The organism is Halorubrum sp. CBA1125 (assembly GCF_009742825.1).
GTDB lineage: Archaea > Halobacteriota > Halobacteria > Halobacteriales > Haloferacaceae > Halorubrum.
Window position 1 is genome coordinate 1 of sequence record NZ_WPCE01000032.1, and the last position, 20,048, is coordinate 20,048.

At 68.0% G+C, this 20,048-nt stretch carries 13 protein-coding genes; 5 read left to right on the plus strand and 8 right to left on the minus strand.

The genetic code is table 11. The features are described from left to right. Together GJ633_RS05195 and GJ633_RS05200 are read right to left on the minus strand one after the other, a co-directional pair. Positions 1–604, minus strand: a 604-nt coding sequence (locus GJ633_RS05195) for an NAD(P)-binding protein (protein WP_321168918.1), incomplete at its 3' end; no start/stop codon positions are given. A 111-nt stretch (positions 605–715) separates the two neighbouring features. Continuing rightward, positions 716–1,639: an NAD-dependent epimerase/dehydratase family protein gene (locus tag GJ633_RS05200; RefSeq protein ID WP_156587747.1), complete on the minus strand. Its 924-nt coding sequence runs from the start codon at positions 1,637–1,639 to the stop codon at positions 716–718. A gap of 503 nt (positions 1,640–2,142) precedes the next feature. Here GJ633_RS05200 and GJ633_RS17635 point away from each other — a divergent pair. Together GJ633_RS17635 and GJ633_RS05205 are read left to right on the plus strand one after the other, a co-directional pair. Further along, a complete protein-coding gene (locus GJ633_RS17635) occupies positions 2,143–4,506 on the plus strand; it encodes a hypothetical protein (RefSeq protein WP_231741239.1) in 2,364 nt (787 codons plus the stop codon). After that, positions 4,388–7,396 (plus strand): PQQ-binding-like beta-propeller repeat protein, encoded by a 3,009-nt coding sequence (locus GJ633_RS05205; protein ID WP_321168919.1) that lies wholly within the window; start codon positions 4,388–4,390, stop codon positions 7,394–7,396. Before GJ633_RS17635 ends, GJ633_RS05205 begins: the two co-directional genes overlap by 119 nt. 94 nt (positions 7,397–7,490) lie before the next feature. On the opposite strand, the gene GJ633_RS05210 is transcribed toward GJ633_RS05205, so the two are convergent. The 6 genes from GJ633_RS05210 to GJ633_RS05240 all read right to left on the minus strand — a co-directional run bounded on the left by GJ633_RS05210 (position 7,491) and on the right by GJ633_RS05240 (position 16,509). After that, on the minus strand, positions 7,491–7,640 hold the full coding sequence (locus GJ633_RS05210; protein ID WP_156587751.1) for a hypothetical protein: 150 nt from the start codon (positions 7,638–7,640) through the stop codon (positions 7,491–7,493). A gap of 173 nt (positions 7,641–7,813) precedes the next feature. After that, positions 7,814–8,014 carry a PGF-CTERM sorting domain-containing protein gene (locus tag GJ633_RS18210; RefSeq protein ID WP_156587753.1) on the minus strand — a complete coding sequence of 67 codons (201 nt, stop codon included), beginning with the start codon at positions 8,012–8,014 and terminating at the stop codon, positions 7,814–7,816. After that, positions 7,924–13,542, minus strand: a complete 5,619-nt coding sequence (locus GJ633_RS05220) for a GLUG motif-containing protein (RefSeq protein WP_156587755.1) — start codon at positions 13,540–13,542, stop codon at positions 7,924–7,926. The genes GJ633_RS18210 and GJ633_RS05220 overlap by 91 nt, the downstream gene beginning before the upstream one ends. A 775-nt stretch (positions 13,543–14,317) precedes the next feature. Beyond that, positions 14,318–14,563: a DUF4129 domain-containing protein gene (locus tag GJ633_RS05230; RefSeq protein WP_156587760.1), complete on the minus strand. Its 246-nt coding sequence runs from the start codon at positions 14,561–14,563 to the stop codon at positions 14,318–14,320. Positions 14,564–14,887: 324 nt separating this feature from the next. Then, a complete protein-coding gene (locus GJ633_RS05235; RefSeq protein WP_156587762.1) occupies positions 14,888–15,295 on the minus strand; it encodes a hypothetical protein in 408 nt (135 codons plus the stop codon). Beyond that, positions 15,178–16,509 carry a hypothetical protein gene (locus GJ633_RS05240; RefSeq protein ID WP_156587764.1) on the minus strand — a complete coding sequence of 444 codons (1,332 nt, stop codon included), beginning with the start codon at positions 16,507–16,509 and terminating at the stop codon, positions 15,178–15,180. The genes GJ633_RS05235 and GJ633_RS05240 overlap by 118 nt, the downstream gene beginning before the upstream one ends. A 193-nt stretch (positions 16,510–16,702) precedes the next feature. Between GJ633_RS05240 and GJ633_RS05245 the strand changes: the two genes are divergently transcribed. The 3 genes from GJ633_RS05245 to GJ633_RS05255 are packed head-to-tail and all read left to right on the plus strand — an operon-like array spanning position 16,703 to position 19,658. Next, on the plus strand, positions 16,703–18,154 hold the full coding sequence (locus tag GJ633_RS05245) for a DUF58 domain-containing protein (RefSeq protein WP_156587766.1): 1,452 nt from the start codon (positions 16,703–16,705) through the stop codon (positions 18,152–18,154). Then, positions 18,154–18,651 (plus strand): hypothetical protein, encoded by a 498-nt coding sequence (locus GJ633_RS05250; protein WP_156587768.1) that lies wholly within the window; start codon positions 18,154–18,156, stop codon positions 18,649–18,651. Before GJ633_RS05245 ends, GJ633_RS05250 begins: the two co-directional genes overlap by 1 nt. Before the next feature lie 32 nt (positions 18,652–18,683). Further along, positions 18,684–19,658 (plus strand): hypothetical protein, encoded by a 975-nt coding sequence (locus GJ633_RS05255; protein WP_197431241.1) that lies wholly within the window; start codon positions 18,684–18,686, stop codon positions 19,656–19,658. Positions 19,659–20,048 lie beyond the last annotated feature (390 nt).

Below are 20,048 nucleotides of genomic sequence, written 5' to 3' on the forward strand. Positions count from 1 at the left end.
GGAAGTCGACCGCACCGACCGCCGCCGCGAGTCGATCGCGGAGCGGGTCGTCCCACGCCGCCTCGCGGAGGAGCGCGGCGGTCTGCGGCGCCGGTGGGTTCAACAGGAGGATGTCGAACGGTCCCCAGGCCTCCCCGTCGGCGTCGTCGAGTTCCCACCGGCCGCCGCCCGCGTCGGCTGTCCCGCCGACCCGTCGGACCGCCTCGACTCGCGTCCGCCGATGGACCTCGGCGTCGGTCCGGCCGAACAGCCGCTTCGCGATCTGCGTGAGTCCCCGCCGGTAGCTCCACTTGTGCTCGTCCGCGTCGCGGCCGGGAGCGACCTCGCCGTCGGCGTCGAAGGTGTAAACCGGCTCCGTCACATCGACGAGCCCCGCGTCGTCGAGCGTCTCCGTGACCAGCTCGACGACGCGTTCGTCGTCCGCCTTCAGGTAGTTCGCCCCGTAGTCGTACGTCAGGTCTCCGTATCGGCGGGTCGCGGCGCGGCCGCACAGGCCGCCGGACTTCTCGAGGACCGTCACGTTTGCGTCGAGCGCCGCGCGGTCGACGGCGAACGCCGCGGCCGCCGCCCCCGCTCCCGCGCCGACGATACCAACGGCTGTCACGGTCGGTGTACGGCGCAACACCACTTAATCGGTCGGTCGCGCCGTCATGAACCAATCCATATTCTCGAAAGAGGATCTGCGACGCGGCCCGGTCGCCCGTTACGCCGACGTTTACTCGTTCAGGTACGGCTGACAGACCCGTTCGACGCCCTCCTCGAAACTGATGTCGGGTTCCCAGCCCGTGGCTTCCCGGATCTTCGAGATGTCCGCACACGTGTCGTGGACGTAGTTCTCCAGGGGGATGGGCTCGTACTCCGGATCGACGTCCGTTCCGAGGACCTCGTTGATCAGCTCGACCATCTCGTTGAACGAGTACGCCTCCCCGGTCCCGAGGTTGTAGACGCCCGCCAGCTCGCGGTCGGCGGTCGCGATCAACCCGCGGACGATGTCGTCGACGTGCGTGAAGTCCCGGGTCTGGCTCCCGTCTCCCCAGAGCACGGGCGACTCACCGTTGGCGATCTTGTCGGCGAACTGCGAGACGGTGTTGGCGTACTCGCCCTTGTGCGCCTCGTTGCCGCCGTATCCCTGGTAGACCGAGAAGAACCGCATGCCCGCACACGTGAGCTCGTCGTAGAAGTTGTTGTAGTACTCGCCGTAGCGCTCCCGGCCGAGCATGGACGCGTCGTACCCCGTCGCGGCCTCCAACTCCATGTCCTCGGGGCTCGGCTCGGTGCGGCTGCCGTACGCGGACGAGGTCGACGCGTACACGAACGTGTCACACCCGTCCTCCCGGGCCTGTTCGACGACGTTCACGAACCCCTCGACGTTCACGCGAGCGCCCTGTCGCGGATTCTCCTCGAGCATCTGGCGGCTCGACAGCGCCGCCAGGTGGAACACGACGTCGACGTCAGTCGGCAGATCGTCGTCGAGGACGTCGGCTTCGACGTACTCCACGGCGTCCGCGAGGTTCTCGGCCGTTCCGAGGTAGCCGTTGTCCAGCGCCACGACCTCGTTGCCGGCGTCGGCGAGGTGGTTCGCGAGGTTCGATCCGATGAACCCCGCGCCGCCGGTCACGAGAATCCGGGAGTCCTGCATGCTTGCCGCACGTGGAGTCAGTACAATAACACTACTGGATTGCGCGTCGCGTCCCCACAGCACTCGGGGGCGACGACTGTGACGACACCATACAGTTGATCTCTCCGAAAGTCGGTTGATTCGGCGTGTACGGGCCGAATTTCGCACTTCTTATCTTAATAGCTGAATTTATGTAACTAACAATAACGGATTTGGTAACTGCGTTACTTGTTAACACTATGACGCGCCGGGGGAGCGGCACGGGGCCACGAGCGATAGCGCTGGTCGCACTCGTCGCAGTCGGGATTAGCATTGGGGTGTTGGCTGGTGTCGGGGCCAGTACAGCGGCGAGTGACGCGACGGTGACAGATAGTTCCGTAGGCGACACGTCAGATTCGGAGACGAGGATCTTCGAGCCGTTCTACGTGGCCGATGACGTCCCCGCAAACAGGACGGATACTCGGCAACGAATCCGGGAGATCTCCGTCGATCTTCCGGACGGTTACGACGGTGGGAACGTCACGGTGACAGTCAACGTCTCGGCGTTGCGCGATGCCGGCGTCGATCTCTCCAATGCGACAGTCGACGTTACTGACACACGCCGGGGTGTAGCGGAGACGGAGGCGTGGATCAATCGGAGTACCGCGAACGTCTCCGTACGGATAGCGGAAGCCGACGACGGAGACACGTTCGCGGAGATCGACCTACTGCTCTCCGGACTCGACACGACAGCCGCCAGTCCGTCCGCAAACCAGACGTACCGTCTCGCCACGGATACGGGGAGCGATGGAAGCTATGAAGCCCACGTTACGGGTGGTTCCACGAACACTGAGTACATCGATGAGGCGGAGCGATTCGCGGTTCAGCGGTCGGTAGCGGACGACGAGCGTGGCCCAGCGACAATCGAAACCGGGCAGCGAGCCGTCGTCCAGAACGTCACGCTCAACGCGACGGACACGTCGCCGCTCACGCCGACGACGCTCCGCGTTCGAGACACGGGAAACGTCAGCACGGATGCCCTTCGGTCTGTGACCGTCACCGTCGCCGGCGACACGCGGTCGGTCGATCCGGCGGCGGTGACGAGCGATACCGGCGCCACGATCGACCCGGCGGGACTGACGATCCGTGATTCGGCCGCTGTCAGCGTCCGCGCGTCCCTCTCGTGGAACGCGGCGGACGTGACGCCGGGGACCGTACTCCAGCCAGCAGTCACCGTCGAAAACGACACCCTCCCCGACGGCGAGGTAACGGCTGTCGACGGGGCGCCCAGCACTGTCGTCGTCCCGCTTCGGGACGGCTCCAGTCACACCGCGAACGACACCGTCGGGACTCGGACGACGTATCACGCGAGCGCGACGGTCCACACCAACGAGACGTACGATCGCCTCGCCGTCGGGTTGCTCTCGTCGGTTGTCGGCGAACGTTGGGGTGCAAACGGGGGACGCTTGCCGACCGATTTCGACAACGTGTCCGTGACCGTCGACGGCGCCTCTGTCGTCGATCGCGACGGCGTCCTGAGGGTGACGGAGGACGGTGACATCCTCCTCGTCCCGCTCAACTACTCCTCCGTCGAATCGCCCGCGCAACTGACCGTCACGCTCTCGAACGTCCGTAATCCAGACGCGACCGGTCGGTACCCGCTCGGACTCGTCCTCGGGCCCGGCACGCACGTTGACCGCATCGCCGCGGGCACCGTCGCGGTCACCGAACCGTACGCGAGTCCGGTCGGTGTCGATCCCGCGGAGGCCCCGCCCGTCGTCTATCCCGTAGCGAACGCCTCTCGGGTCGAAGTCATCGCGAACCGATCGCTCGCTCCGGACGCGGTGACCGCGGACGATGTCGCAGCGTTCGGCCCGCAGGGCGAGTCGCTTGAAGTGACCGACGTATCACGCGACGAAACCACCGATCAGCGCGTCCTCGTGACGGTCGACGCGCCGCCCCACCGGGTCGCGACGGTCCGTGCGTGGGGGGTGAATCGGTCGAGCGTGCGTGCGGCGCGAACGGTCACCGCCGGCGGATCGAACGTGTCGGCGTACACGCCAGAACCGGTCGCGCTCGTCGCCGAGACCGTCAGTCGAGCCGTGCCAGTGTACTACGAGGGATCGGCCGAAGGACCGCTGTCGACGGGACCGAACAGCCGCGTCGCGGTACTCGATCTCTCGTCGCGACCGGGGACGTGGCAGGTCGACTGGGATCGCGACGGCACGCTCGACACGTCCGGCGCGGACGTCGCTATCACCGCACGAACCCCCTCACTGACGCCCGTTCGCGACGGCAGAGACGTGGAACCCGGGACGGTCGACCTCCCGATCCGCTCGGACGCGCCGCCGTACTACGAGGTCGCCGTCCGGCTCTCCCCGTGGGCCGACGACGCGGAGACGGTCGAGCGGGTCGTCGCCGCGGGGAACACGACCGTACAGATTGACGGTCTCACGACCGGGCGGTACGCCGTCGAAACGACGCTCCGGGGGCCTGACGGAGCGTTCTCCACGACTCGTCAGAGCCGGATCGACGTCGATCGCGTGGCTCATCGCTGGACGCACCCGATTCCGGCCGAAGACATCTACACCGGTATCGATATCGCAGCGACAGACGATCTCGTCGCCGCGGGCGTCGGCTCCCCGCCGTCGGTACGGGTCTTCGATCCAGCCAACGGATCCCAGCGGTGGGTCGTCTCGGCGAACGCCACCGCCGGCCATGCGCCCGACGCGATCGCGGTGACAGATCGGTACGTGTTCGTCGCAGGTCAAAAACGACAGCGTGGCGCACATTTTCGCGCTCGACGCGACCTCGGGCGAGGTGGCGTGGCAGCGGAACACGACGGCGCTGCCGATTGGCGATGTCGACGAACTTGCGGTAGCGCACGGAACGCTGTACGCCGCCGGTGAGGACGGTCTCGTTGCGCTGAATACGACCACGCAGCGGCTGCAGTGGGCGAACACGAACGTCAGTGACGTCCTCGCGCTCGACGCCGATGATACCGCAGTCGCGGTCGGAACGTGGGATCCGAATAACGTCACGCTTCTGGACGCAGCGGACGGGAGTCGGCGCTGGCGTGTGCAAGACTTGGACGGCTTGTCGATTCGGGGGATCTCGGTGCGAAACGAGACCGTCTACGTCATAAGCGGTGTCGGATACTCCAACTCGCTGCTGTACGAGATGAACCGCTCGACGGGCGCAGTGACGACGCGGGATATCTCGGGCGACTTCATGGGATTCGCTGGTGGCCCGTCCGGTGAACTCGTCCTCGACCTGTATCCCAGTCCCATCGTCGCGTATCCACCTCAGGGGGATCAGCCGTTGTGGCAATCCTATAGCCTCGTCCGGTCCGAAGCGATCGCCGTCGGCGGCGAGACGCTCTACGCGGTCGGAGTCGACTCCTGGGACCGTCCGATCCAGCTCGTCGCAGCCCCGTTCCCGGACGCGGTGAGCGCGTCGATTAGCGGGCCAGATCGGGTCGCTCCGGGTACTTCGACGACGTATTCCGCGGACACCGTCGGAAACGTGTCGGCGTATTCGTGGAACGTCTCCGGGGCGCCCGCGGGCGACGCCGCGACGACCAACGTCTCGTTCACGCCGGGCGTCCACGACGTGACGGTCACCGTCCGGAATCCGTCGGGATGGACCGACACCGACCGCCGTCGCGTGGTGGCTTCGGTTCGAGATGGGATCGATTGGTCGCGGACCGTTCGACCCGGCGAGCTCGCGACGTTTACCGGGCAGGAGCTCGCTGACGCCGGCGCGACCCTCACGTGGACCTTCGACGATGGGACGACGATCGAAAATACGACCGCGGTCCGCCGATACTCACGGAGCGGTATCCGGACGGTTACGGGTACGGTTACTCATCCCGACGGCTGGACGGCAACGGCGAATCTCACCGTCGCCGTCACCCAGGGCGACACCGCCTGGACTCGCGATACTGAGGGTATCTTCGATCTCACAACGACGGCCGAGACGTTGTACGTGGGGTCGGACGACGGGCTCCAGGCCCGCGTCGCCGAGACGGGTGACACCCGGTGGACCCACGGTCCGAACGTCAGCGATCCGCAACTACGGGCGGTATTGGGTGTGGCAGCGGATGGGGACGGCACCGTTATCACTCACATCGACACAAAGACGGTCGACTCTCCATTCGGAGAGGAGGAGCAGCTGTGGCAGGTGGTAACGTCGCTGAACGCGTCACGGAACGCGACGTGGACACGAGAGATCGCCCCTCTCGATCCATGGCTGCTAGGGAATGTACCAGTCGCGACGACGCCGTCACACGCGTTCGTGACGGACGCGGAGGGACGGCTCCTCGCGTTGAACCGGACGACGGGCGCCACCGCGTGGTCGAACGCGTCGTTCGGACGAATTCGGGCGATTACGACGACGAACGAGACCGTGTACGTCGTCGCAAGCGATCCGCCGGATAGTCCGAGTCCGTTCGACACGACGGACGAGACGACGCAGTCGGTGCGCGTACGGGTGTACGCGCTGAACGCGACGAGTCTCACGGACACCGCCAACGAGACCGTTTCGGTCCGCTGGAATCGCACCGTCACCGCTCCCGTGGCTGCCCCGCTAGACCAGCCACGGCCGCGGCTTGCAGTTACCGACGACGATCGTGTGGTGCTAGCGCTGGCACAGACCGTTACGGGCCTCACGACAGACGGTACCGTCGCGTGGACGTATCCGCTAGACGGTCGGATAGACGAAGTCGTTCGGAACGGCCGCCTGGTCGAACAGCGCCGTTCTCGGGCGGCGACGGGTGTCGCTACCGCGGCGGATCGGATATACGTCTCCTTCGCACAGGCGCCACGCTCGTCGGAGCAGCCGTCAATTGATTCCGTCGCGCTGAACAGCGATCCCCGGAAGTTGACGGCTGAACGGGGCGTCGTTGCGCTGACGAGTGACGGGGAACGAGCCTGGGTGAACATCTCGGCTGCACGGCAAGATTCCCTCGCAATCGACCGCGGCGGGATCGCCGCCAGTGACGGTCGGCTATACGTCGGGACCGAAACCAGTCTGCGCGTGATGCGACAGCTGGCCGCCGGACAGCCCGCGGTGAGCGTCGACGGACCGGACACGCTTGCGATCGGCGAGCAGGGGAGGTTTACGGTCCAGACGGACGCCGAAACCGTCCTGTGGCCGAACACGACCTACACGTGGGAGACGGCCACAGCCACCTCGACCGGACCGTCGATGACGACTTCGTTCGAGACGACCGGCACCAAAGAAGTCTCGGTGACTGTCGATCCGGTCTACGGGGATCCGATCACTTCCAATGCGACAGTCACCGTCGAACAGGATTCGACCGGCGACGATCCGACCGGCGGTGACGACGGTGACGACGGCGACGACGAGTCCGACGGCGGTGACGGGTCCGACGGGGATGCGCCGGACGATGAGGTGGCTGTCGTCGACGCGACCCTGTCGACGACGACGAGCACCGTCGGCCAACGCGTGGCCGTGAACGCGACTATCTCGAATCCGCGAGCCAGCCAAGCAACGCTCAACGTGACGCTCGACGACGGCGAAACCAGATTGAACGACACCCAGGTGACCGTCGATCCCGGGACGACGATGCGGACGGTGTTTGAGCCGCAGTTCACCGAGGCAGGCACGTACGACCTCTCCGTTAACGGCGAGCCCGCCGGGACCCTCACCGTTCAGTCTGACGACGAGAGCTCGGACGACGAGACGGGTACCGACGTGCCCGGGTTCGGTATCGAGCTAGCGATCGGAGCCATCCTTGTCGTGGCGCTCCTCGGTCGGCTCCGTGGTGAGTGCTGATCCTCGCCGCGACGGCATCTCACTCTCCGGTCGTCGCCTCGACCAGCGTGACGGTCGTTCGAGACCCGTCTTCCAGTCTCTCGGAAGATGTGCGTCACTCGAGTTCGGCGGCGAACACCCGCTCGTCACACGTGTCACACTCGATCGCCGTCTGCCACCCATCGTACGCGTGCTCGCTCGGCGGGACGGTGACGACGGAGATGTCCGCGTCGCCGCACTCGGGACACGTCGCCGGGATGGGCATAGGTCCCTGTGGATTCTCATCACATATCAAATGTATGTATTAAGAAATTAACGGAGATTGGCAATGGACAGGGATCGGGCGTGTCAACCGCGTTTCGCCCCGGTGAGGGTACGGCTACATGCCGTCACCTCCCGCGGTTCCAGACGGTCGAAAAGCCGAGGACGGAACGAGGGTCAGCGGTCCTCCCGACGGCGGCCGAGGATCGCGGCCGCGACGATCACCGCGACGAACGCGACGATCGGACCGAAGCCGGGGGTGCTGTCGTCGGTGCCGTCGTCGACGGTTAGGGAAGCGGTTTGGTTTGCGTCGTCGGTGAAGACGCCCTGCGTGTCGACACTCGCGTTGAGGCCGGTCGTGTCGCCCGTGAACGCCACCGTGGTGCTCTCGCCGCTCTGGAGTGTGATTTCTTCGCTGTCGAGCGTCTCGCCGCCGACGCGGAACTCGATGGTCTGGGTACCCTCGCGTCGCCGGTGTTCTCGATAGTCGCGGAGGCAGCGATGGTGTCGCCGACCGTGATCGTGTCGTTCTGGGGGTTGAACGCCGAGACGGAGAAGATCGCCTCGCCTCCGTCGTCGCCCCCGTCGCCGCCATCGCCCCCGTCTGTGCCGTCACCGCCGTCCGTGCCGTCCTCGCCATCGGTGCCATCCTCGCCGTCAGTACCGTCCTCGCCATCGGTTCCATCACCGCCGTCGGTGCCGTCGTCACCGTCGCCGCCCACGTTCTCATCGATGTCGACCAGCGGCGTCAACACGGGGTAGCCGTCGGTCTGCGTCTGCCAGACGTCGGGAAGCGACATCGCCGTGTTGTTGCCGGTCATCTGGCTGGTGTTGAGTCCGGTGGCGTCGCCGGCCGAGGTGGACTGATTGGTCGTCTCCGTGTCCCAGTACGCGTTCTCGACCGAGCCGTTGTCGTAGCCGACGAAGCCGCCGGTCTGGTTGGCGCCGGAGACGAATCCCGTGGCGAAGGCGTCTCGGATCGTGCTGTCGCCCTGGTTGATCCCGGCGAGCCCGCCGACGCCCGTGTCACCCGCGACGGCGCCGCTGGCCGACGCGTTTCCGACCGTGCCGTTGCGGTTGACCCCGACGGCTCCGCCGACGCCCTGGACCCCTGTCACGTCGCCGGCGGCGCTCACCGTACCGACCGTGCCGTCGTCGTTGGCGCCGACGACCCCGCCGACCCTCTGCGCACCGCTCACGTCGCCGGCGGTCCTCGCGGCCTCGATCGTGCCGTTGTTGTAGCCGACGAGTCCGCCGACGTTGTCCTCACCGGTGGCGTTGCCGGCGGTCGTCGCGGTTTCGATCGTCCCGTCGAGATTGACGCCGGCGAGGCCGCCGGTCTGGTTGCCGCCGGTGACGTTCGCTCCACTCGTCGCGCGCTGGATCGTGCCGGCATCGTTGACGCCGACGACCCCGCCGACGCCGTCGTCTCCCTCGACGGAGCCGTTCGCCGAAGCGTTCGCGACCGTACCCTGGTCGTTGACGCCGACCAGACCGCCGACGGCCGTCTCACCCGCGACGGTCCCCGTGGCGTCCGCGGTGTCGACCGAGGCGTCCGCGTAGTTGACGCCAACCAGACCGCCGACCGCAGCGGTCCCGCTCACGGGACCCTCCGCCGCCGACTCTTCGATCGTCCCGTTGGTGTTGTCGCCGACGAGCCCGCCAATTTTGTCGGTACCGGTGACGTCGCCCGCGGCCGTGACGTTTTCGATCGTCCCGTTGACGTTGTCGCCGACGAGGCCGCCGACGCCGGTCTCACCCTCGACGGATCCGTTCGCGGAGGCGTTGGCGACCGTGCCCTCGTCGTTGGTGCCGACGAGCCCGCCGACCGCACCGCTTCCGTTCACGGTGCCGTTTGCCGTCGCCGTTTGGATCGTCCCGTCGATGTTGTCGCCGACGAGGCCGCCAACACCGTTCTCGCCCTCGACGGTTCCCGTCGCGGCCGCGCCGTCGACCGTGCCGTCGACGTTGACGCCGACCAACCCGCCGATCTGGACGGTTCCGGTGGTCTCGCCCTCCGTCGCCGACTGTTCGATCGTGCCTCCGTCGTTGACGCCGACGAGCCCGCCGGCCTGATCGATTCCGTCGACGGTTCCGTTCGCGGAGGCGTTGGCGACCGTGCCGCCGTCGTTGACGCCGACCAGACCGCCGACCGCAGCGTTCCCGTTCATGACGCCCTCCGCCGACGCGTTCGCGATCGCCCCTCTGTTTCCGCCGGCGAGGCCGCCGACGACGTTCGTTCCGGCGACCGCCACGCCCGTTGAGGCGTTCGTAATCGTCGCGGTCCCTCCGTTGCGGCCGGCGAGTCCGCCCGTCCGGTTGGCTCCCTCGACGGTTCCCGTCGCCAAGACGTTCGCGATCGTGCCGCCGGTGCCGCCGATCAGTCCGCCCGTGTCGCTCTCGCCGCGGACGTCGACACCGCCGAGCGTGAGGTTCTCGATCGCGCTTTCGGAGCCGGCGTACCCGATCAGTCCGACCCCGTTCTCGTCCGGGCGATCGATCGAGAGTCCGGTGATCGCGTGGCCGTTCCCGTCAAGCGTCCCGGTGAACGTCTCCGCGTCCTCCTCGTCGGGGATGTCAGGGCCGACCGGATCGAAGCCCTTCCCGTCGTTCCAGTACGCGGTGGCCGACGCGTCGACGTCGGTTTCGAGCGTGTAATTGGCGGCGAGGGCGTCTTCCATCGCCTGCAGCTCGCTGGCGTTCGTGATCTCATAGGGATCGGCTTCGGTCCCGCTCCCGGCCAGATCGCTCGTGTCGAGGTCGACTCCCCGGTCGTCGACCACGCCGATCGTCGCGATCGTGATATTCTCGTCTTCGATCAGGTACTCTGCACCCTCACCGTCACCCACGCGCACGTCGGTGACGGCGATCTCGTACTCGCCCGTCGCGTTCGGCGCGGTGAGCGGACCGGATTGGGTGACCGTGATCGTCCCGTCGGAGACGTTCGCTCCGGTGTAGGGGAGCGTCAGATCGTTGGCTTCGCCCGCACCGTCCTCACCTCCACTGTCTGCCGGTTCGAACGGTCCGAGGTCGACGTCGATCTCGCCGGATTCGTCCGTCAGTGAGGTGTTCTCGACCGCCACCGTGAGCGTGTACTCCCGTGTCTCGTTCGGCTCCGTCGCGATCGGCGTGACCCCCGACTGGGTCGTGTTGACTACCGGATCGGCACCGGTCGGCTCCTCGCCGTCCGCCAGGATGCCTCGCCGTTCGAGCTGTATCTGGCGGTCGACGTCGGTCAGCACCGGATAGCCGTCCGTCTCGGCGTCGTCGTCGGCCGCTTCGACCGTTCCCCAGGTGTCTCCGAAGTCGAGCGCAGTCATGTTGTTTGCCGCCGCGGCTCCGACCATCGCGGCGGCGCGCCCGTCGCCGTCGGTCTGGTTGAACCCGGTGTTGTTCTCGACGACGGTTCCGTACGAGGGGAACCCAACAGCATCGGATTGGTTGGTTGCCACCCCGTCCCAGTACGAGTCGGTGAGGTTCGAAGTCACCCCGGAGAAGGTACCAACCATCCCACCGGCGATTCCGCCGATATTGGAACCACCGGTGCCGTTCACGTATCCCGTCGCGTACGTCCTCGTCACGACGCTGTCGGCGTTCCCGTTGGTCCGGACGTCGCCCACGACGCCGCCGACGTTCGTCTCCCCGAGAACGTACCCCAGCACGTACGAGTCGTTTATCACGCCGGAGTTGGACAGCCCGACGAGCCCGCCGACCGACGTCGCGTTCGGCGCCCCGACGTTGGTCACGGCGTACGACTCCGTGACGGTACCCACCTCGTTGTTACCGACGAGTCCGCCGAGACTGGAGTCTCCGGTGACGTTCCCGCCGGCGTCAGACCGGGTCACGTGCCCGTGTTCGTTCCGACCGACGAGCCCGCCGACGTCCCCGGAGCCGTTCACGTTGCCGACCGTGTGCGAGTCGCTCACCGTGCCCTTGTTCGTCCCGACGAGGATTCCCACTCGGTCGTCGCCGCGTATCGCTGGCGCTGCGACCACGATGTCCGTCACCGTTCCCTCGTCGCTGAGGTTGCCGATCAGCCCCACGTCGCTCTCGTTTCCTCGGTCGATCGTCAGCCCGTCGATGATGTGTCCGTTGCCGTCGAGCGTCCCGGTGAACTCGCCGTCGCCGTTCCCTATCGGATCGAAGCCCTTCCCATCGTTCCAGTACGCGGTGGCCGACGCGTCGACGGTGTTCCCGAGTGTGTAGTTGGCGGCGAGGGCGTCTTCCATCGCCTGTAACTCTGAGGCGTTCGTGATCATGTAGGGATCGGCTTCGGTCCCGCTCCCAGCCAGATCGCTCGGGGCGACGTCGACCTCCGCTGGAGCGGTCACGTCGATCGTCTCGATGGTCACGTCTGCGTCCTCGATCAGGTACTCGACGGTGCCAGCCGACTCGTTGCCGACACGAAGGTCGGTCAGCGTGATATTGTACTGGCCAGGCGTCGCCGGGGCCGTCGCAGAGACCGTTCGGGAGACGGTGAGTCTCCCGTCGGTGATGTTGGTCTCGGTGAAGTCGATCGTCCGGTCCTCATCGTTCCCCTCGGTGTTTAGGGTCACATTCTCTGCGCGAAGATCGACCTCACCCGAGGCAGTAACGGGAAGATTTTCGACGACGACCGTAATAGTGACATTCCCCGTCGCACCGACTGTGGTCGTGTTCGGCCGTACTAACGACTCCGTTCGGTTCACGCCGACCGACGCGGGAGGTGCTGTGTCGGTCTGCCAAGCGAGGCGCGGGTAGTCACTCTCGCGCGTCACCCACACCTCTCCGAATGCGAATCCGTCCAGGTTGGCTTGGGCTGCTTCGCCGGTCATATTCGCGGTCGTGAATCCCGTGCCTCCGTTCGATTCGGACCGGCCGGTCGTCTCAGTGTCCCAGTACGAGTTGATTACGGTTCCCGGAAGATCGGGTTCGAGGTACGGCGCCCAGCCCACGAGCCCGCCGAGTCCGGAATAGCCGGTGACGGAGCCGGTCGCATAGGATCGGTTCACAGTGCCGGGAGTCGCAGGCGGACCGTTTCGACCGACGAGCCCCCCGGTCCCAATTGTCGTTGAACCCTGGACGTCGCCGACCGCATAGGACTGATTCACCGTCCCATAGTTGAGGCCGACGAGACCTCCGATGTCATATCCGAAGTCGGCAACGACGGTAACGTTCGCGGCCGAGCGGACCACCGTCCCGTCGTTTTCACCGACGAGGCCACCAACGTAGTCTGCGTACGTTTCACCACTCGGTGCCCCGCTGACTGTACCCGTCGCGGACACGCGCTGCACGGTTCCCCCAGTGTTGTGCCCGACAACTCCGCCGACGGTATTCGCCCCGGTGACGGTGACGTTCCTGAGTACCAGGTCCTCGACCGTCCCATCACGGAAATTACCTATCAGACCGACGTGGTCCATCGAGGGGCGATCGATCGTCAGATCCGTGATCGCGTGTCCGTTGCCGTCCAGTGTTCCCGAGAAGGTCTCGTCGCCGTCCTCGCCGGGGCTGTCCGGACCGATCGGATCGAAGCCGCGGCCGTCGTTCCAGTACGCGGTGGCCGACGCGTCGACGTCGTTTCCGAGCGTGTAGCTGGCGTCGAGGTCGTCTTCCATCGCCTGCAGCTCGGAGGCGTTCGTGATCACGTAGGGATCGGCCTCGGTCCCGCTCCCGGCCAGGTCGGTCGGGGCGACGTCGACCTCCTCCGGAGCGGTCACGTTGCCCGCCGTACCGGATTGTGCGCTCGCGCCTCCGACGAGCCCGATCCCGGCCATCACGCTCACCAGCGCGAGCGCCGCGCCGATCACGGCGACGCGACGGACGACCCGCGACCGGTCGAGCCCCGACTCGCCGCCGGGAGCGTCACTCCCCGCCTGCCCGTTTCGTCCCGAAGTCTCGACCCCCGAAGAGCCGTGTCGTTTCGACATCGTCCGTCACCTCCGCTCCCCCTGTCCGTTCCGGACCGCCCGTCTGACCCGGCCTGCCCCGGTTCGGAGCGTCTTCGTCCGCCGGTACACGGGTTCGATCCGCGACGAGACCGCGACGACCGTGCGTGCCGCCCCCCAACGGCCCGTCATCGGTCACCTCGCGTCCTCCGGTGTCCCCGGCCGCGTCGCCGATCCGGCCGAGACCCGATCTCTGACGCGACCGATCGCTCCGGCCTCATCCGGAGCGATCCCGCCGGTCACGCTCTCACGTACGACAGCGGTTACCGTGTCTATAGGAGACATATAACAATAAAAAAAAACACATGTTCAATAAATTTTTTCCCGGGACTGTCCTCACGTCTCTGTGCGTCGTTCTGCCCGAATACGACAAATCTGGTTCGGGTCGCCGTGTTCGCTATCGGATGTCCGAAACGATCTACCGACGGAACGTTTCTCCCCTCGCTCGCGAGACGTGGGCCGTCGAGGTCGGCGTCGGACCACCTGGGCCGTCGATGTGGAACTCGGTAGAGGGGTCGCGTCGCGCTCGATCACGCACGTTCGCCTCCTCCGGCCGACCGCCTGAATGAATATGCACTCTTAATATGCAATGTTTATCCGAACCCGTTCCGGACGGCGGGGTATGTCGAAACCGTCGTCACGGCCACGATGCGACTGCGGACGGCCGATCGTGCGGGGGCTGTCCGCGGTCGCGCTCTGTGACGAGTGTCGGCATCGCCGGTAGCGTCGATCGCTCTCGGCACTTGGACCGACGCGATCAGTCGTCGCCCTGCTCCCTCGGCGACGGGCCGGGATCGACGATCTCGTCGCTCGCGGTCACCGCGTCGTCGGCCGTCTCCGACGGGACGCCGTGCGGAGCGAACTCGGCCTCCTCGTACGCCTCCGTGACCGTCTCGAGCCCGTCCGCGTCGACGTCGTCCGCGTCGCGCCAGCGCCGATAGAACTCCCAGTGGGTCTCCGTGGACGCGTCGGCGGTCGACCGACTGAGCCGCGACCGGACCACCGCATACGCGATCCGGACGGCCTCGTCCGGTCGACCGGCGGTCAGCTCGGTACGCGCCCGCCCGAGCGGCGACCGCGCGGCGCCGCCCCCCGCATCGCCTCCGGTACCAGTACCGGCCCCGCTCGCTGTCGTCCCAGCGGATGGATCGCTCGCCGCCCCCGCCGCCGTCTCTGCGCCCGAGTCCGCGGGATCGACTCCGAGGATCCGCCGTCGGACCCGTCGAAGCCGCTCCGGACCGCCCCCCCCGTCCGACGAGAAACGCCCCCAGCGCGAGGAGCACCGCGACGACGCCGGCCCCGACGAGGCTCCCGATATCCCCGTCGCTCACGTCGCGTCGGCTCCGTTCCCGTCGGCGTTCCCTCGCGGAACGACGACCGTCCCCTCGGCGGTGCTGCCGAGGAGGTTCGTCCCGGTTCCGTCGAAAGCGGCCGTGATCGACCCTCGTTCTCCGGGTTCGATCGACGCCGGCACCGCGATTTCGACCCGGTATCGCCCGTCAGGCCCCGTTTCGGCGGTTCCGACGTCGGTCCCGTCGATCGAGAGCGACACCGTCCGACCCGTGAGCCCCCTCTCGCCTCCCGCTTCGGTCTCGGCCGTCAGTCGACCGGACGCGGTCAGCGATTCGTCGTCGACCGACGCGTCGACCGAGAGCGCCGTCGGCGTCGAGCGGACCGACAGCGGCGCCGTCGCGGTCGACCGGGCGATCGCCGCGTTCCGGCGGTCGATCGCCACCCGTAGTTCGGCCTCGCCCGCCGGGACCGCGGCCGGAAGCGACCCGCGCAGGTCGACGCGGCCGTCCGGATCGGTCTCGGCGGTCGCGAGCCGCCGGCCGTCGACGTCGAGGACGAGCGGGATCCCGCCGATCTCCCCCGGGCCGCGCCCGCGACGCGGACCGTCCCCGTGGCGCGGACCTGCTCGTCGAACGCGGCCGCCGCGCTCGCGTTCTCCAGGTCGATCGACGTCTCCGCCTGCTCGGCGATCGACACGTTGACCGTCTCGGTCGCCGGCAGGTACGGGTCGGTCGCCGCGGGCGCGTACGCCACGGTGAGCGCCGACGCGTTCAGCGGCGCCGTGAGCGGGCGATACGTCGCCTCGAACGTCCCGTCTCCGGTGGTCTGGGTCGTGACCGTGTCGGCTCCGAGCCGGAGCCGGATCGACCCGTTCTCGATCGGGGTCCCGTTCGCGGTGGTGAGCCGTCCGGAGATCGCGGCCGGGTCGCTGACGGCGATGCGCGTTCGATTCGTCTCGGCGACCAGCCGCGTCTCGGTGAATTCGCGGGCCTGGATTCCCACCACCGCCTCGCCGGTCGTCTCTCGTATCTCCTCGATCGCGACCTGGGCCTCGTCGAGGTTGATCCCGGTCTCGTTTTCGAGCACCGCGTACCGCTGTTCGAGGTCCGCGGTCGTCCGGTTGAGCTCCTCGGCCGTCGCGATCAGCTCGCGCGCGAGCTCCCGGGCGCGCTCGTCGTCGTCGTTCTCGACCGCGCGCTGGTACTCCGTCGCGAGCGCCTCCGCCTCGCGGAGCGACTCCGCCAGCGACGCCTGCTCTTCGCGGGTCAGGTTGAACTGCCGCGCGAGTTCCGCCTCGTCGACGTCGCGAGCGACGACCGCGTACTTCGCGAGCTGTTCGTCGTACCCCTCGCCGAGGAGGGCCTGTCCGCGCTCGAACTCCCCCTCGCTTATCGCGACCGCGCTCCCGGCCAGTCGCTCGCCGAGCCGCGCGGCGAGGTGATCTGCGACACGCTGTGTGTCTCCGTCCTGCTGGATCTCGTCGGGATTCCGGTGGGGTTCGATCGTTCCGTTGGCGGTCGTCCCGTTGGCCGCCGTCTCGTTGGCGGCAGTCGGTCCCCCGCCGGAGGCGGGAGCGGCGCCGACCCCCCCGGCGACGGCGCTGACGACGACGACCACCGCGGCGATCGCGGCGAGCCCCCGATAGCGTGCCGGCACACCCGTACTCTAACGCCGATTGGTATAAAGCGTGCGAGGCGACGCGTCGGCGGTCGACGCGAGAGTGGGTCGACGGCGACGTCGATATCTCCGGGGATCTCGACGTCTCCGGGACCGGTCGACGCAGCGATGCGGTCGCGCTCCCCGCGTCCGGAAGCCAACTTTCAAGAGACGCCGCCCCGAGTCACATCCGATGGACGTTACGAGTCGCTGGTGGGCGACCGCCGGTTCCGGGCTCGTGTTCGTCGTGCTCGGCGTGACGGCCGAGCGGCCGATATTCCTGCTCGCGGCGGCGGGTGTCGGTGCGTGGCTCGTCGGCGTCGCCGCCGTCACGAGCCGGGCGTTCGCTCGGCTCGACGACCGGCTCACCGTCGAGTGTGACGCCGCCACCGCGGACACGTTCGTCGACACCGGGGTCTCCGTCACGCTCGCCGTTCGCCGTCCCCCGTCGACGGCGGCGGTGCCGCTCTCGGTGCGCGCCGACGTGCCGGTGGGGACCGAAACGTCGGTGGGGGCCGACCACGGCACCGGGAATCGGACCGTCGTGCTCGAACCCGACGAGCTCGAGGCCGAGACCGCGTTCGACGTGTCGTTCCCGATCGCGGGTCGGTTCGCGTTTCCCGCCCCGGTCGTCGTCGCGAGCGATCCGTTGGGCCTGTACCGGGTGCGGTTCGCCCGCGGGACGGCACCGGCCGTGACGGCCCGACCGCGGTCCCTCGACATCCACGTCGGCCGCGGCGGCGAGCCGGTCCGCAACGCGTACGGCGAGCACCGGTCCGACCAGCCCGGTCCGGGCGTGACGACGCGGGAGATCAGACAGTACGTCCCCGGCGACAGCGTCCGCCGGATCGACTGGAAGGCGACGGCGCGGCTGGCCGACATCTACATCCGCGAGACCGAAGGGGAGACGGACCGCCGGACGGCCCTGATCGTGGACCACCGCGACCGGATGGCGGTCGGATCGCCGGGCGAGACGATGCTGGATTACGCCCGCGAGGTCGGTATCGGTATCGTCCGCACCGCGGCCGACCGAACCGACCCGATCGGCGTCGACACGGTCGGCCGCGACGGGGTCACCAACGCCGTCCGATCGCGGACGACGACCCGAACGTACGCGCGGGCGGAAACGCTGTTGTACGGCCTCACGCCGACCGCAGACAGCGACGACTCCGGTAGTCGAACCCGGTCCGCGACCCGCGCCCGCGAACTCGCCGACCGGCTCGACGGTGACGACGGAACGTTCGCTCGCGTGCTCGACGCCTACGTGAGCGAGCCGACTCAGTACGCCGCGCGCATCCGCGAGGACCCGCTCGTGGGGAGCGTCCGGCGGGTCCGGAACCGGTTCGAGACGGGGGGGCTGATCGTGATCGTGACGAGCGACGACGAGCCGACCAAGCTTCGGGAGGCGGTCAAGACCGCGATCGGCGGCGGCGGGCGAGTGATCGTCTTTCTGACGCCGCGCTGTCTGTTCGAACCGACGGGTCCGACGGACCTCGACGCCGCGTACGACCGGTACCTCGAATTCGAGCGGTTCCGTCGCGACCTGGACACCCACCCGCGAGTCACCGCGCTGGAGATCGCTCCCGAGACGCGGCTCGACTCGGTCCTCGCACACCGTCGGGAGACACCGACGGCGGTCCGCTGATGTCCGCAATCTTCCCCGGCCCGCGGTCGGTCGCGGCGGCGGACCTCGTGTCTCCGTCCGCCCGCGATCCGCTCGGCGTCGTCGGGCTGCTCGTCGTCTTGGGCGTGACGCTGACGACCGGGATGGTGCGCGGTGCCGTCCTCGCCGGCGTCCTGGTCTGCGTCGCGTTCCTCCTCCCGTCGACCCTGGCGTTCGTCGTCGGTCAGCTCGCGCTGGCGACCACGGCGACGCTCGCGGACGGACTCGCCGTCGGCCTCGCCCAGCTCGCGCTCCTCGCCGTGCTCACCGAACCGGCGCGGGACCGCTCCGTTCCGCTGGCGATCGCCGGAACGTTCGGCGCGTACGCCGTCCTTCTCGGCGTCGTCGCCGTCGGACTGCGAGAGAGCCTCGCCGCGGCCGGCGGGCTGCTCTGCCTGGCGGTCGCGCTCGGCGCGTACCTCGCTCGGCGGGCGACGCTCGTCCGCCTCGGACTGGTGGACGCGGAGGCGAAAGAGTAAACTCCCGACTCCCGAAACCGTGACGCGACGGGATGGACACCACGGGGGGGACGAGATCGAACCGGGAGTCGGGGGACGAGACGACGCCGTCGGAACCGGCGGGACCGGCCGACTCACCCCCGAGAGACCCCAGCGATCTTCGGGTCCGCCTGGCGGTGCTCGAAGCGGAGAACCGACAGCTCCGCGAGGAGTACGCGCGGTCGCGACAGGCGACCTACCGTCGGACCGCGCTCGGGCTGTTCGTCGTGGGGCTGATCGGCCTCCTCGGCGGGCTCGGCTTCCCCGACGCGCGCACCGTGCTGTTCGCGCTCGGCGGCACGGGCGTCTTCGCCGGCGTGCTCACCTACGTGCTCACCCCCGAGCGGTTCGTGTCTGCCCGCGTCGGCGCCCGCGTGTTTCGGGCGCTCCGGGCCGACCGAGAGGCGGCGATCGACGAACTCGGCCTCCGTGGCGAGCCGGTGTACGTCCCCGCCGACGGCGGTCGGCTGTTCGTCCCCCGTAACGAGGGCGAAGCCCTTCCCGACCTCTCCGACTCGCCCGACCTGTTCGTCGTCCCGCCCGATCCCGACCGCGGCGGCGTGGCGTTTCACCCGACCGGCGCGCCGCTTTACGAGGAGTTCGAGGCGACCCGCGACCGGTCGGTCGACGCGACGCCCGACGCGATCGCGCCGGCGATCGCCGACGCGGTCGTCGAGCTGTTCGAGCTCGCCGACGGCGTCTCCCACGACGTCGACACCGAGACGCGCCGCGTCACGTTCGAGGTCGCCGGCGCCGGGCTCGGCGACCCGACCGGTATCGACCACCCGATACCCTCCGTGCTCGCCGTGGCGCTGGTCCGGACGCTCGAGGCGCCCGTCCGGGTCGACGTGACCGACGACGACCCGTTGACGGTGACGTGTCGATACGGTCCGGAGGCGGACGCAGCGACGGACGATCCGGCGGGATCCGACGCGATCACGAGCGACGCGACTGATACGGCGAACCCGGACGCCAGTACCGACCGCTGAACTCCCCGATTGCCGCCGGAAGCGGGTCGCTGAGAGGCGACTCTGAAGGATGTCTGATAACACTTCAGAAGGAGTTAGGTTCATCGTGTTGTAGGTGGATCCTCCGGTAAGAAGATGTGCTAGTGGTACGAGATCGTTGTGGTCGAGAACATCTCCAAAAGGGTAGCCGCTCGCTTATAAACAGTTGCCAGCGCGGTGAATTCTTCCAAAGCCCCAGCCGCTCAATCGTGCGCAGTTGCTACCGCGGAGAACACTCACAAAGCCCCAGCCGTGAGAACTCGGGGGCCTTGCTTCGCTCCTCACTCGGTCGCTGGCGCTCCCTCGTTGCGGTGCTTTACTGCGGCCGCCGTCGCCCTCGCGGCAGCGAGGCGCGACGCGCCTCTGGCAGCC